The organism is Mycobacterium shigaense (genome assembly GCF_002356315.1).
In the GTDB taxonomy this organism is placed as follows: domain Bacteria; phylum Actinomycetota; class Actinomycetes; order Mycobacteriales; family Mycobacteriaceae; genus Mycobacterium; species Mycobacterium shigaense.
This window is the reverse complement of record NZ_AP018164.1, coordinates 985939-998887: the sequence shown is the minus strand read 5'-3', so window position 1 is coordinate 998887 and position 12949 is coordinate 985939. Positions and strand designations below refer to the sequence as shown.

The following is a 12949-nucleotide window of genomic DNA, read 5'->3' as shown; positions in this document are numbered from 1 at the left end:
GATGTTCGACCTCAACGACGACGAACGCGTCATCACCGAGACGGCCGCCGCCTTCGCCGCGAAACGTGTCGCGCCGTACGCCCTGGAATGGGATGCGGCCAAGCACTTTCCGACGGATGTCTTGCGGGAGGCCGCCCAGCTCGGCATGGCGGCGATCTACTGCCGCGACGACGTCGGCGGCAGCGGGCTGCGCCGGCTCGACGGGGTGCGCATCTTCGAGCAGCTGGCGATCGCCGACCCGACGACCGCCGCGTTCCTGTCGATCCACAACATGTGCGCGTGGATGATCGACAGCTTCGGCACCGACGAGCAACGCAAGGAATGGATTCCGCGGCTGGCGCCGATGGACGTCATCGCCAGCTATTGCCTGACCGAGCCGGGCGCCGGGTCCGATGCCAGCGCGTTGAGCACCCGCGCGGTCGCCCACGGTGGCGACTACGTGCTCGACGGTGTCAAGCAGTTCATCTCCGGCGCGGGCGCCTCCGACGTCTACGTGGTGATGGCTCGCACCGGTGGTGACGGCCCGCGTGGAATCTCGGCGTTCATCATCGAAAAAGGCACGCCCGGTCTGAGTTTCGGCGCACTCGAGGAGAAGATGGGCTGGCACGCCCAACCCACCGCGCAGGTGATCCTGGAGGGGGTGCGGGTGCCCGCCGGGGCCATGCTGGGCGGAGCCGACGGCGAGGGCGCAGGTTTCGGCATCGCGATGAACGGCCTCAACGGTGGTCGGTTGAACATCGCCGCGTGCTCGCTGGGCGGGGCGCAAGCCGCCTTCGACAAGGCTGGGTCGTATGTGCGGGAGCGGCAGGCGTTCGGGTCGTCGCTGCTCGACGAGCCGACCATCCGGTTCACCCTGGCCGACATGGCGACCGGGCTGGAGACCTCGCGAATGATGTTGTGGCGAGCCGCAAGTGCGCTGGACGCCAACAGCGCCGACAAGGTCGAGCTGTGCGCGATGGCCAAACGCTACGTCACCGACACCTGCTTCGACGTCGCCGACAAGGCCCTGCAACTGCACGGCGGCTACGGCTACCTGCGCGAGTACGGCCTGGAAAAGATCGTCCGCGATCTGCGAGTGCACCGAATCCTGGAAGGCACCAACGAGATCATGCGGGTGGTCGTCGGCCGGGCCGAGGCCGCACGATTCAGGGCTTCTCAAGCCAACGCCTAGAAGGGTCTTGGAGATGACTGAGCATTTGACCGTGGCCTTCCTGGGCCTGGGTAACATGGGCGCGCCCATGGCGGCGAATCTGGCCGCCGCCAACCACGCGGTGCGCGGATTCGATCCCGCGCCAGCGGCACTGTCCGCCGCAGCGGCGAACGGCGTCACCGGTTTCGACAGCGCTGCCGACGCGGTGACCGGGGCCGACGTGGTGATCACCATGCTGCCCAACGGCGACCTGGTCAAACGCTGCTACGCCGAAGTGCTGCCGTCCGCGCGTGCCGGAGCCTTGTTCATCGACAGCTCCACGATCTCGGTCAGCGACGCCCGCGAGGTGCATGCGCTGGCGGAATCCCACGGCGTTGCCCAGCTGGACGCGCCGGTCTCCGGCGGGGTGAAGGGCGCCGTCGCCGGAACGCTCGCGTTCATGGTCGGCGGCGAGGACGAGGCGGTGCAACGCGCCCGGCGGGTGCTGGAACCCATGGCGGGCAAGATCATTCACTGCGGTGCCGCCGGGGCGGGCCAGGCCGCCAAGGTCTGCAACAACATGGTGCTGGCGGTGCAGCAGATCGCCGTCGGCGAGGCCTTCGTCCTCGCCGAGAAGCTCGGCCTGTCGGCGCAGTCGCTGTTCGACGTCATCACCGGCGCGACCGGCAACTGCTGGGCGGTGCACACCAATTGCCCGGTGCCGGGACCGGTTCCGACGTCACCGGCCAACAACGACTTCAAGCCGGGCTTCGCGACCGCTTTGATGAATAAGGACCTGGGCCTGGCGATGGACGCGGTCAGGTCGACGGGCTCCTCGGCGCCGCTGGGGGCGCACGCGGCCGAGATCTACGCCAAGTTCGCCGCCGAGCACGGCGCTTTGGACTTCAGCGCGGTCATCGACGTGCTTCGCACCGGCTGAGCGCAGGCGTCACCATCGGTCCGCAGGGCGCGGCTCAGGCGTTGTCCTTCGCTCCCACAAGATGATCCGGTGCCGTTGGTCGCTGTTCTCCGGTGGCCTTGCGGCGATCTGCCACCCACAGCAGAGACAGGACGCCGGTTCCGACTTGGGCGGCGACGCTCAGCGCGGGATGCGGTGCGGGCTCCCAGCCTTGCTCGACGAAGCCGAACAGCCCGACAGTGCGAGACAGTGCGAAAGCACCCAGCGTGCCGAGGGACAACGCTCCGGCCAGCCACACCAACCAATCGGGCCCGCCCAGCCCGATGAGCACAGCGATCGCACAGAACACGCTGGCCTGCGCAAGGAAGCCGAACCCCACCACAGGGATGTTGCGGTAGCCGTCGAGGTAGAGGTAGGCGTGGTCCACGCCGCTGGTCGCAAGTGTCGCCACCAGCCCGGCCCGGAGCGCGATGTCGATCGATTTCATTGCAGTTTCTGCTCCTTGAGCGCCAGTGCCTGTTGGCCTTTGAAGTAACTGACTTCGCGAATCCCCAAAGCGTCCTGCAGTTTCCCCGCGGGCAGGGTTACCGGTTTGGGTCCCGGCCCGTCGCCGGGATGCGGCAACGGGTAGGCCGTCGTGGTCCCGCTGTAAAAGGTGACGTTGCCTTCGGTCTTGGTAAACAATTGGTGGACATGGCCATTCAGGCATGTCACCGACGAGAATCGACGCAGATGACTCAACGCCTGACTGGCGTCGTCGGTGCCCCACCCCCACGCGGGATACATCGCGAACAACGGGATGTGGCTGAACACGATGATCGGCGTGTCAGCCGACAACCCTGCGACGTCCTGCCGGACGAATTCGAGCTGTTCGTTGCCGAGGTGGCCAAGCTTTTCCAGGTTCAAGGTGTTCACCAACGCGATCACATGCACACCGGAGATGTCGAAGCTGTACCAGCCGTCACCGCGAGAGCCCGCCCCGAAGGCCTTGAGGTACTTCTGCCCGGAATCATCGGAGGAGTCGTGCTCACCGGGAACGGTGAACACATGCGGCGTGGCGAACCCGGTCATCATCTGCTTGACCTGATCGAACTGCTCGGGGGTCGCGAGGTGAGTGAGATCGCCGGTGTGGATGATGAAATCCGGCGTATAGCCGAGGTGATTGATCTGGTCGATCGCGCGGCTGAAGGAACCGGCGACATCGGGGTTCGCCTTTCCGGTGAACCCGATGTGGCTGTCACTGACCTGTGCGAAGCGCAGTGTGGGCTTGGCCTGGGCCGCAACGGCGGTGGTGCTGCCCGCGATGTGTGAGATCACTTCGCCACCGGCGACGGCCAGCCCGACGGCCGCGCCGAACCATGCGGAATGCCGTATCAGCTGCCGGCGCGTCATGCCGCGCGGATCGTGGGAATCCGAACCTTGTTCATGGTCCGGCTTGTTCGAATCTCGATCGATGCTCACGGCTTCTTAGCCTCCAGGATCACTTGACGGACGCATCACCGATAGATAGGTAGCGCGGGTTACACGCGCGTTCACGCCCCTGGCTACGAGATCGCCAGGAGGCCGTTGCTGACACTTACGGTCTTGGCGGGCAGCGGCTTTGTCGCCGGACCGTGGACGACCGAACCGTCGACCACGCTGTATTGGCTACCGTGGCAAGGGCACTTGATGGTGCCGTCGCTGACGCGTTCCACCTGACACCCCAGATGGCTGCAGGTGGCGCTGAATGCCTTGAACTGGTCCGGCTGTGGCTGCGTCACCACGGTGTCTTGGTCGGCGAGAATCACCCCCCCCCCCCCCGCCGACCGGAACGTCGTTGGGCTTCAATGCCTGCGGCCGCACAGCGGATGCGGCCTGACCGCCGGCGGCCGCGCGCTCCGATGCCGGCTTGGCCTTGTTGTCGGCACACGCGGCGAGCACGGCGGCTGCGCCCAATCCGCAAGCACCGATCACGACGCCGCGCCGGGTCGTCATGCGGGCGTATGCAGATCCGATTTCTGTTGCGTTGTCCTCCGCCTGTGGCACGTGGTTTGCCCTCCTCGATCGCTGGCGGCCCGCCCCCCTGGGGCGGTCACCAACAGATAGGGCGACGGGTTACGTGCGGTAGGGGTTGCGGACGGTGACCGCACGGTCCCCCGCTCAGAAGTCGCCGGCGTGGCGCCGCAGGGTTTCGATGGACGACACCAAGGCCCGCGCTTCGTCAGCGGTCATTCCCACATCGGCGAACACCCGCTCGTTGAGCGTGACGGTGGCGTCCTCGACCGTCGACCGGCCGAGGTCGGTGATCTGCACCAGGGTGGTGCGGCCGTCGGTGGGGTGTGGAACCCGTTGCACCAACCCGTCGGCCTCCAGCCGGCGAATCGCGTGGGTGACGCTGGTGACGTGGACCTGCAGCCGGTCGGATGCTTTGGTGATCGGCAACGCTCCGCTGCGGCTGAACGCCAGCAGCCGCAGCAGCTCGAAACGGGAGAAGCTCAAGTCGTAGGGACGCAGCGCTGTCTCGACGCGGGCGAGCAGGATCTGATGCGCCCGCATCACCGAGGTCACCGCGACCATGCCCTGCGCGACGTCGCCCCAACCCGCCCGCTCCCAGTTGTTCCGCGCCGCGGCGATCGGATCGGGTTTCGATGAGGCAGCCACGTCCTTTTCTTACCGCACCCGCGGCGCGTGCGGGAGGGCGGAGCGCCTTTGCCACTGCCGAGACGACCGCCCGCGTGGACGCGTGACTACTCAGGGTGCACCGGAGCCCATCCGGCGATGCGCCGAATACGTTGCCGCAGCTGACTTTCCACGCCGACATCGGCGGCTCGCAGTAATCGCAAATCGCGAGAACGATTGCCACCGTTGAGACTTCACCCGACGAGCATCGCCAGCGCGCCGGCGTTAGAGCGACCGCTCCAGCAGTACTTGGCCGCTGTCGGCGGACACCACCCGCACGGCGGCGATCTGGTCGAGCGGAGTCGAGATGCTGCCGGCCGGTGTCGCCGTGTGGCCGGGCTCGGCCACCCACGTAGCCAGCCGGGTCTGGCTGCCGTCACGACCCACCACCACCATCGCCAGCGTGTCGTGGTGTGCGTACGCCGGAGCCAGGCAGACGCATTTGAGGTTGATGAACGTGCCCCAATGCTGGGCCGACAGCTGCACCGTGGACGTCAGCAGCGTGGTGCCCACCTGTGACATCGGCTCCGCGGACGCGGCCACCTGCTGCTGCGGCGCCGCCGAATGGCCCTGCACACCAACGAACACCCCGACCGCGAGCACCGCGGCGGCCGCGGCCGAGCCGGCCCAGGTGACGACGCGGGTACGCCGGCGGCGCCAACGCGCCTTGGCCAACAGCGACGGCAACAAGTCCGTCGAGGGCTCCGGTAACCCCGGCGCGGTGGTACCCGACCGGTCGATCGCGGCGACTTCCTCGCGGTCGAGCTGCGAAAGCAGCGCGGGCACACCGCTGAGCTCGGCGACGGCCTGGCGGCAGGCCTTGCAGGACGCCAGGTGCGTCTCGAATTCGCGGCGGTCGCTGGCAGACAGCGACCCCAGGACGTATGCGGCATCCCACATCGCGTAGCGGTGCTCGTCGCCCATGATCAGATCGAAAGCCTGGTTGTCGCCGGGGGGGCTGGCGCCCCGAATCGGCGTACTCATGTCACCCATCTCCCGTCACCCTTCAAGCATTCGGAGCCGATGACCACACGGATTGGTGCCCGAACAACGTCTCGTGCTGTCATCGGGTTACCCCAAGTTCCTGCAGAGTGAGCCGCAATGCCCGCACGGCATAGTGTAATCGCGACTTCACTGTTCCCTCGGCGATCAGCAGGTCGGAGGCGATCTGCGCGGTGGTCCAGCCGCGGTAGTACGACCGCTCGATCACGGCGCGATGTTCGACGGACAGTTGCGCGATCGCGTCGGCGATCAACAGCCGGTCCAGCGCCGCGTTCACCTCGTCGGGGGTGGCCTGTTCGGGCGCCCCGTCCTCGTCGAGCGAACCGACCACGTTGCGATACCGCGCGCTGCGCCGATCGTCGATGATCAGGTTGCGGGCCACGGTGAACAGCCAAGCCCGCGCGGAGCGCTCGGTGTCGCCGATGACCTCCGGATGCTGCCAGGCCCGCAGCAACGTTTCCTGGACGACGTCCTCGGCGTGGGTGGCATCGCCGGTGAGCCGCAAGGCGTACCGCCACAACACCGCGGCATGCTCGTCGTAGAGTGCCTTCATCAGCGCGGCTTCGGCAGCCTCGGACGCCTTCGCCGTGCCGACCACACGAGCCACGCGATCACCTCCCGTCTACTGAAACGAGTCGAGCAGGTGTTTAGTTCAGCGTCAGGATGCGCGGCCCGGACTCCGTCACGGCAACGGTGTGCTCCCAGTGCGCGGCGCGCGACCCGTCGGTGGTGGTGACCGTCCATTCGTCGTCGAGGACGACGGTTTTGCCGCGTCCGAGGGTCAGCATCGGTTCGATGGCCAGGACCGAGCCGGGGGCCAGCAGCGGGCCGCGGCCCGGGGCGCCCTCATTGGGCAAGAAGGGGTCCATGTGCATGTGCCGGCCGATGCCGTGCCCGCCGTAGCCCTCGACGATTCCGAACGCGCGCCCGTGCCGGACCTCGGCCGCCCGGGTACCCATTTCGATGGCATGCGCGACGTCGGTCAGCCGGTTGCCCGGAATCATCGCCGCGATCCCGGCTTCCAGCGACTCCCTGGTCGCGGCGCACAGCGCCTCGTCGGCCGGGTCCAATGCGTCCACGCCGAACGTGATCGCGGCGTCGCCGTGCCAACCGTCGAGCACCGCGCCGCAATCGATGGACACCAGGTCACCGGGCGCGAGAAGCTCCGCAGCAGACGGGATTCCGTGCACCACCCGATCGTTCACCGAGGCGCAAATCGACGCCGGGTAGCCGTGATAGCCCAGGAACGACGGCGTCGCGCCCGCCGCACGGATCACAGACTCGGCTATTTCGTCGAGACTCAGGGTGGAAGCCCCGGCGACCGCGGCCGCGTGGACCGCCTGCAGCGCGGTGGCCACCACGGCACCGGCCGCGGCCATCGCCTCGAGTTCTGCCGCGCTGCGCTGTGGCACGATTCTGCGACTCCGCAGCCGTGCCAGCGGACGCATCGCTACTTACCCAGCGCTTGCAGCGCGCGAGCGAACACCTCATCCAGCGTGCCGACGGCGTCGACGGTCTTCAACTGGTCGCGGTAGTACTCCAGCAGCGGCGCAGTCTCGTCGCGGTAGACCTTCATCCGGTTGACGATGACGTCCTCGGTGTCGTCGGCGCGGCCGCGACTCTTGAGACGCTGCAACAACTCGTCTTCCGAGACGCGGAATTCCAGCACCGCGTCGATGGTGGCGCCCCGGCGCTCGAGCATGCTGTCCAGCGCTTTGGCCTGCTCGACGGAGCGCGGGTACCCGTCGAGGATGAAGCCCTTGGCCACGGCCGCGTCGTCGAGCCGGTCGTCGACGAGTTGGTTGGTCAGCTCCGAGGGGACCAGGTCACCGGCGTCGAGGTAGCGCTTGGCCTCCAGTCCCAGTCTGGTGCCCTCGCCGATGTTGTGCCGAAAGAGTTCGCCAGTGGAGATCTGCGGGATCCCGAGCTTTTCCTCGAGCTTTTCGGCCTGCGTGCCTTTCCCCGCCCCGGGCGGTCCCAGCAAAACGACTCTCACTTGAGAAACCCTTCGTAGTTGCGCTGCATGAGTTGGCTCTCGATCTGTTTGACCGTATCCAAACCGACGCCAATCATGATGAGAACCGCAGTACCGCCAAATGGCAAGTTTTGGACCGCTCCGCCATTGCCGATCTGGAGAAACAGGTTTGGCAGCACGGAAATGGCACCCAAGTAGATCGAACCCGGCAGCGTAATCCTGCTCAGCACGTACCGCAGATAGTCGGCGGTCGGCTTACCGGGGCGAATGCCCGGAATGAAGCCACCGAATTTCTTCATTTCGTCGGCGCGCTCGTCCGGGTTGAAAGTGATCGATACGTAGAAGTACGTGAAGAAGATGATCAGCCCGAAGTAGATGCCGATGTACACCGGATCGCTCGGGTCGGACAGGTAACTGCCGACGAACTTGTCCCACCAGCTGTTGCCGACGCCGCCGCTGCCGCTGCGGACCAGCTGGGTGATCAGGTGCGGAATGTAGATCAGCGACGACGCGAAAATGACCGGGATGACACCGGCCTGGTTGACCTTCAGCGGCAGATACGTCGACGTTCCGCCATACATGCGCCGGCCCACCATGCGCTTGGCGTACTGGACCGGGATGCGCCGCTGGCCCTGCTCGACGAATACCACGCCGACGATGATGGCCAGCGCCGCGACGCAGACGGCGGCGAAGATGACGCCACCGCGGCTGTCCAGGATGGTCTTTCCCTCGGACGGGATGCGCGCGGCGATACCCACGAAAATCAGCAGGGACATGCCGTTGCCGATGCCGCGCTCGGTGATCAGTTCACCCATCCACATCACCAGCGCCGCGCCGGAAGTCATCACCAACACGATGACGACCAGGGTAAAGATGCTCTGGTCGGCGATGATGTCCAGCGAGCAGCCCTGCAGCAGGCCGCCGTTGGCCGCCAGGGCAACGATGCTGGTGGCCTGCAGCACGGCCAGCGCGATCGCCAGATACCGGGTGTACTGCGTCATCTTGGCCTGGCCGGACTGGCCTTCCTTGCGCAACTCCTCGAACCGCGGGATCACCACGGTGAGCAACTGCACGATGATGCTGGCCGTGATGTAGGGCATGACGCCCACCGCGAACACCGTGAGCTTGAGCAGCGCGCCACCGGAGAACAGGTTGATCAGGGAGTAGATCTGTCCGGCCTCGCCGCCGCTCGCCTCTTTGATGCACTGCTGAACGTTAGGGAAGTTGACCCCGGGCGACGGCAGCGCGGCGCCGAGCCGGTAGAGCACGACGATGCCGAGCGTAAAGAGGATCTTCCGTCTCAGGTCGACTGTCCGCAGCGATGAGATGAAAGCCGAAAGCACTCTTCCTCCTGCGCAACCTAGGTTCATCCTGCGTCACGCGCCCAACTCCCGCAGGCCAGGACGAACGGCGTCGCGCGTCAAATCGTGTACGAGACTAACAGCTGGCGCGGGTAGCTCCTTAAAAGGCCCGTCATCCAAGCTTCCCAAAACGGCCAGAAAACACACAGCGCGGGCATAGCCACTAGGCGTAGAGTTTTGCTGGTTCGTTGCATTTGCTAAGTATCGAAACCTGGGTCACGGCGACAGGAGCGCAGATGACGCACGCGGGCGGCGCACGGTCCGGCGGTGACGCCGGTGACCTGGCCTCCCGCTTCGGCCCTGACGCCCCGGGGCCGCCACCGGTTAACGCACCCCGGAGACCCGAGCGCGCGTCGCCGCCGATCAACGACGACGCAAACCGCGGCGCGCACATTCCGCTATCGGCCGAACCCGCAGAGGAGCACCATGACACGCACCGATCAGGACAGCTGGGACCTGGCCTCGAGCGTCGGCGCCACGGCCACGATGGTCGCCGCGGCCCGCGCATTGGCCAGCAATGAGGCCAGCCCGATTATCGACGACCCTTTCGCGGCGCCATTAGTGCGGGCCGTCGGGCTCGATTTCTTCCGCCGGTTGGTCGACGGCGAAGTCGCGCCATCCGAAACGTCGGACGACGGTGAACGGAATTTGCAGACGGAGACCGATTCCATCGCGGTCCGCACTCGCTTCTTCGACGACTTCTTCCTCACTGCCGCCCGGGGCGGCATCCGCCAATCGGTGATTCTGGCGGCGGGTCTCGATGCACGCGCGTACAGATTGGCCTGGCCGAGCGACAGCGTCGTGTACGAAGTCGATCAGCCCAAAGTGATCGAATTCAAGAGCACCACGATGTCGTCACTGGGCGCTGCACCGTCCGCCGAGCGGCGTACCGTCAGCGTAGATCTGCGGGATGACTGGCCGGCCGCGTTGCGCAGCAACGGGTTTGACGTGACGCAGCCGACGGCCTGGAGCGCCGAAGGCCTGCTGATGTACCTGCCACCGGACGCGCAAGACCGGCTGTTCGACAACATCACCGCGCTGTCGGCGCCTGGCAGCAAGTTGTCGACCGAATATCACGGCGAAACGGACACGACGTTGACGATGTCGGATCGCGCAAAGCAGTTCAGCCAGCGGTGGGCGACCATCGGCTGCGACATAGACCTGTCCGGCCTCTTCTTCGACGGCGAGCGCAGCAACGTCGTCGACTACCTGACCGCTCGCGGCTGGCAGGTGCACACCCAGCCCCGGCGCGAGCTGTTCACCGAATACGGCCGCACCTTCCCCGATGACGAGACGTCGCAACTGCGCAACATCGTCGCCCTCACCGCAACCCTGGGATAGGAGTGCCGCCATGACCAATCCCGACACCAAGCGATTCGACGGCGACAGCTGGGATCTGGCGTCCAGCGTCGGGGCCACGGCGACCGCGGTGGCGGCCCGGCGGGCGATGGCGTCCAAGGGCCCGAACCCGCTGATCGACGACCCCTTCGCCGAGCCCCTGGTCAACGCCGTCGGCGTCGGTGCGTTCATCCGCATGATGAACGGCGAAGTCGAACTCGACGACGACGATCCCGCCTTCACGGCGCAACGGCTCAGCGAGGGCATGGCCGTGCGCACCCGGTTCTTCGACACCTTCTTCCTCGACGCCGCAAACGCCGGTGTGCGCCAAGCGGTCATCCTCGCCTCCGGGCTGGACACCCGCGCCTACCGGCTGCCGTGGCCGGCCGGAACCGTGGTCTATGAGATCGACCAGCCGCGGGTGATCGAGTTCAAGACGCGGACCCTGGCCGATCTGGGCGCCGCCCCGACCACCGATCTCCGGGCGGTCGCAATCGATCTGCGTGACGACTGGGTGGCCGCGTTGCGCAGCAGCGGATTCGACTCGGCCCAGCCGACGGCCTGGATCGCCGAGGGGCTGCTGGGGTACTTGCCGCCCGACGCCCAGGATCGCCTGTTCGACAACATCACCGCGTTGTCGGCTCCCGGCAGCCGGATCGGCACCGGCTACGTCTCCGACATGCGCGACCGCGTCGAGAAGCGGGGTCGCGAGATGAGCGGACGCTGGCGGCGGATGGGGCTGAACCTCAACTGGTCCGAGCTGGTTTACACCGGTGAGCGCAACGACGTGGTGGCCTACCTCGGCGAGCGCGGCTGGCAGACGACGGTGCGCAGCACACCGGAGATGTACGCGTGCAACGGTTTTGAGTTTCCCTCCGAACCATCTATGGCTGCCTTCGGCGACATCAAATACGTTTCCGCGACGTTGAACTAGGAGTTTCGAGCATGACGCGTACCGACCATGACACGTGGGACCTGGCGTCCAGCGTGGGGGCGACCGCAACATGGGTGGCCGCCTGCCGGGCGTTAGCCAGCAAGCAGTCCGGCGCCCTGATCGACGATCGCTTCGCCGACCCGCTGGTTCGCGCGGTAGGCGCGGAATTCTTCGTCAAAGTGCTCGACGGCGAAATCACCGACGACACAGGCGGATTGGACCCCGACGCGGACCCCGATGTCGAGTTCAACCTACAACGGATGGTCGACATGATGGCCGTGCGCACCCGGTATTTCGACGACTTCTTCACCGAGGCAACCGCTGCCGGTGTTCACCAGGTCGTGATCCTGGCCTCCGGCCTGGATTCACGGCTCTACCGACTGGCCTGGCCCGAGGGCACCGTCGTGTACGAGGTCGACCAGCCGGCGGTGGTCGAGTTCAAGAGCGCCGCGCTGTCGAACCTGGGTGCAAAGCCCACCGCCGAGCGCCGGACCGTCGCGGTCGACTTGCGTGACGACTGGCAGAACGCGTTGCGGCAGGCCGGTTTCGACGAGTCACGACCGAGTGCGTGGAGCGCCGAGGGCCTGCTGATGTACCTGCCCCCGGACGCCCAGGATCGGCTGTTCGACGTGATCACCGCGCTCAGCGCCCCGGGCAGCCGGCTGGCCACCGAGTACCACCGCGACGGGATCCCGTTATTGGAGAAGCGCGCCAAGGCCATGGCAAAGCGCTGGGGACGGTACGGCTTCAACACCGACGTGTCCACGCTGGTGTATCACGGCGAGCGCACTCCAGCGGCCGACTACCTGAGCGCCCGTGACTGGCAGATCTCGGCGTGCACCCGCGCCGATCAGTTCGTCGACGCCGGGCTGCCCGTGCCGCCGGGCAAAAGCCTCGAGGCGCTGCAGAACCAGGTCTCGGTCATCGCCGTCAAGCAGTAACGCTCAGCCGGGTTTGGCGGCCGGGGTCCGAACCACCAGCGGCGCGGCGGGGAAACACCACGCCATCTCGGTGCGCGACTTGCGCAGTGCGGCGGTGCCGTAACCCTTCTTGCGGTGCTCGGGGTGGATCCAGATCCGCACCTGCACCTCGCCGCCGAGCAGCTCGCCGAACACCATGCCGACCTTCTCGCCCGAATCGATCGCCACGAACCAGGCGGCCTCCTCGTCGTCGACCCGTGCCAGCGCCGAGCGGATCTCGTCGTCGAGGTTGCCCGCCGGTCCCCCGGATCCGTCGCCAGCGGCGCCCATGTCCTCGGTGCGGACCGCGAAGATATCGCGATCTGTCTCGGCGGAAAACGCGCGCAGCTCCAGGCTGTCTCCCGAGCTGGCCGGCCGCTCCCCCAGCGTGAAGCTGAGCTGCTTGTTGAGATCCTCGAGCTCGGCCTGGATGATCTTGCGCGAGTCCTTGGTGACCTGGTCGAAGGACAGGCCCATCACCGCTTCGGCACCCGCGTGCGATATGTCGAGCAACCCGACGATCGCCTCGATCGCGGCCGCGCTGTCGTCGGCCTCCACGATGAGGTCGAGTACTTCGTGCCGGCGTTCGAGGGCCTTCAAGAGCGCGTCCGCGATCTCTCGACGGGCAGCTTTGCGGTCGTGGTCAGTCATTGCACCAGCCTAGAACGCGAAGC

15 protein-coding genes are annotated in these 12949 nt (G+C 66.6%); 5 read left to right on the top strand and 10 right to left on the bottom strand.

Translation table 11 applies throughout. The annotated features are described in order from the left end of the window. Position 1: 1 nt before the first annotated feature. Together MSG_RS04745 and mmsB are read left to right on the top strand one after the other, a co-directional pair. Positions 2–1171, top strand: coding sequence for an acyl-CoA dehydrogenase family protein (locus tag MSG_RS04745; RefSeq protein ID WP_096437519.1), 1170 nt, complete (start codon positions 2–4; stop codon positions 1169–1171). 13 nt (positions 1172–1184) lie between these two features. Beyond that, positions 1185–2069: a 3-hydroxyisobutyrate dehydrogenase gene (gene mmsB, locus MSG_RS04740; protein ID WP_096437517.1), complete on the top strand. Its 885-nt coding sequence runs from the start codon at positions 1185–1187 to the stop codon at positions 2067–2069. Positions 2070–2103: 34 nt separating this feature from the next. Here the strand turns inward: mmsB and MSG_RS04735 are convergent, their stop codons facing one another. The 9 genes from MSG_RS04735 to secY form a co-directional block, all read right to left on the bottom strand. Then, positions 2104–2535, bottom strand: coding sequence for a hypothetical protein (locus tag MSG_RS04735; protein ID WP_096437515.1), 432 nt, complete (start codon positions 2533–2535; stop codon positions 2104–2106). Further along, positions 2532–3440, bottom strand: a complete 909-nt coding sequence (locus tag MSG_RS04730; protein WP_096444075.1) for a metallophosphoesterase family protein — start codon at positions 3438–3440, stop codon at positions 2532–2534. The genes MSG_RS04735 and MSG_RS04730 overlap by 4 nt, the downstream gene beginning before the upstream one ends. Before the next feature lie 152 nt (positions 3441–3592). Beyond that, a complete protein-coding gene (locus MSG_RS25450) occupies positions 3593–3835 on the bottom strand; it encodes a Rieske (2Fe-2S) protein (RefSeq protein WP_096437513.1) in 243 nt (80 codons plus the stop codon). 352 nt (positions 3836–4187) lie between these two features. Then, positions 4188–4688 (bottom strand): MarR family transcriptional regulator, encoded by a 501-nt coding sequence (locus MSG_RS04720; RefSeq protein ID WP_096437511.1) that lies wholly within the window; start codon positions 4686–4688, stop codon positions 4188–4190. 243 nt (positions 4689–4931) lie between these two features. Continuing rightward, positions 4932–5699: an anti-sigma factor family protein gene (locus MSG_RS04715; RefSeq protein WP_373421202.1), complete on the bottom strand. Its 768-nt coding sequence runs from the start codon at positions 5697–5699 to the stop codon at positions 4932–4934. A gap of 70 nt (positions 5700–5769) precedes the next feature. Beyond that, positions 5770–6315 carry a sigma-70 family RNA polymerase sigma factor gene (locus MSG_RS04710; RefSeq protein WP_096437509.1) on the bottom strand — a complete coding sequence of 182 codons (546 nt, stop codon included), beginning with the start codon at positions 6313–6315 and terminating at the stop codon, positions 5770–5772. A 40-nt stretch (positions 6316–6355) separates the two neighbouring features. After that, complete coding sequence (map, locus tag MSG_RS04705) at positions 6356–7156, bottom strand: type I methionyl aminopeptidase (protein ID WP_096437507.1); 801 nt, start codon at positions 7154–7156, stop codon at positions 6356–6358. Positions 7157–7158: 2 nt separating this feature from the next. Next, positions 7159–7704, bottom strand: coding sequence for an adenylate kinase (locus MSG_RS04700; RefSeq protein ID WP_096437505.1), 546 nt, complete (start codon positions 7702–7704; stop codon positions 7159–7161). Next, positions 7701–9026: a preprotein translocase subunit SecY gene (gene secY / locus MSG_RS04695; protein WP_096437503.1), complete on the bottom strand. Its 1326-nt coding sequence runs from the start codon at positions 9024–9026 to the stop codon at positions 7701–7703. Before secY ends, MSG_RS04700 begins: the two co-directional genes overlap by 4 nt. 444 nt (positions 9027–9470) lie before the next feature. Between secY and MSG_RS04690 the strand changes: the two genes are divergently transcribed. Genes MSG_RS04690 through MSG_RS04680 form a run of 3 tightly spaced genes read left to right on the top strand, consistent with a single transcriptional unit; the run spans position 9471 to position 12257 of the window. Next, positions 9471–10385, top strand: a complete 915-nt coding sequence (locus MSG_RS04690; RefSeq protein WP_096437501.1) for a class I SAM-dependent methyltransferase — start codon at positions 9471–9473, stop codon at positions 10383–10385. Positions 10386–10395: 10 nt separating this feature from the next. Beyond that, positions 10396–11316, top strand: coding sequence for a class I SAM-dependent methyltransferase (locus tag MSG_RS04685; RefSeq protein ID WP_096437499.1), 921 nt, complete (start codon positions 10396–10398; stop codon positions 11314–11316). 11 nt (positions 11317–11327) lie between these two features. Continuing rightward, positions 11328–12257 carry a class I SAM-dependent methyltransferase gene (locus MSG_RS04680; RefSeq protein WP_096437497.1) on the top strand — a complete coding sequence of 310 codons (930 nt, stop codon included), beginning with the start codon at positions 11328–11330 and terminating at the stop codon, positions 12255–12257. Between the two features lie 3 nt (positions 12258–12260). On the opposite strand, the gene MSG_RS04675 is transcribed toward MSG_RS04680, so the two are convergent. Next, positions 12261–12926: a GNAT family N-acetyltransferase gene (locus MSG_RS04675; RefSeq protein WP_096437495.1), complete on the bottom strand. Its 666-nt coding sequence runs from the start codon at positions 12924–12926 to the stop codon at positions 12261–12263. Between the last annotated feature and the right edge of the window lie 23 nt (positions 12927–12949).

Coding starts and splice junctions, on each gene's coding strand:
- MSG_RS04690 (WP_096437501.1), top strand. CDS start 9,471: ATGACACGCACCGATCAGGACAGCTGGGACCTGGCCTCGAGCGTCGGC.
- MSG_RS04715 (WP_373421202.1), bottom strand. CDS start 5,699: ATGGGTGACATGAGTACGCCGATTCGGGGCGCCAGCCCCCCCGGCGAC.
- map (WP_096437507.1), bottom strand. CDS start 7,156: ATGCGTCCGCTGGCACGGCTGCGGAGTCGCAGAATCGTGCCACAGCGC.
- MSG_RS04730 (WP_096444075.1), bottom strand. CDS start 3,440: ATGACGCGCCGGCAGCTGATACGGCATTCCGCATGGTTCGGCGCGGCC.
- mmsB (WP_096437517.1), top strand. CDS start 1,185: ATGACTGAGCATTTGACCGTGGCCTTCCTGGGCCTGGGTAACATGGGC.
- MSG_RS04675 (WP_096437495.1), bottom strand. CDS start 12,926: ATGACTGACCACGACCGCAAAGCTGCCCGTCGAGAGATCGCGGACGCG.
- MSG_RS04685 (WP_096437499.1), top strand. CDS start 10,396: ATGACCAATCCCGACACCAAGCGATTCGACGGCGACAGCTGGGATCTG.
- MSG_RS04745 (WP_096437519.1), top strand. CDS start 2: ATGTTCGACCTCAACGACGACGAACGCGTCATCACCGAGACGGCCGCC.
- MSG_RS04680 (WP_096437497.1), top strand. CDS start 11,328: ATGACGCGTACCGACCATGACACGTGGGACCTGGCGTCCAGCGTGGGG.
- MSG_RS04735 (WP_096437515.1), bottom strand. CDS start 2,535: ATGAAATCGATCGACATCGCGCTCCGGGCCGGGCTGGTGGCGACACTT.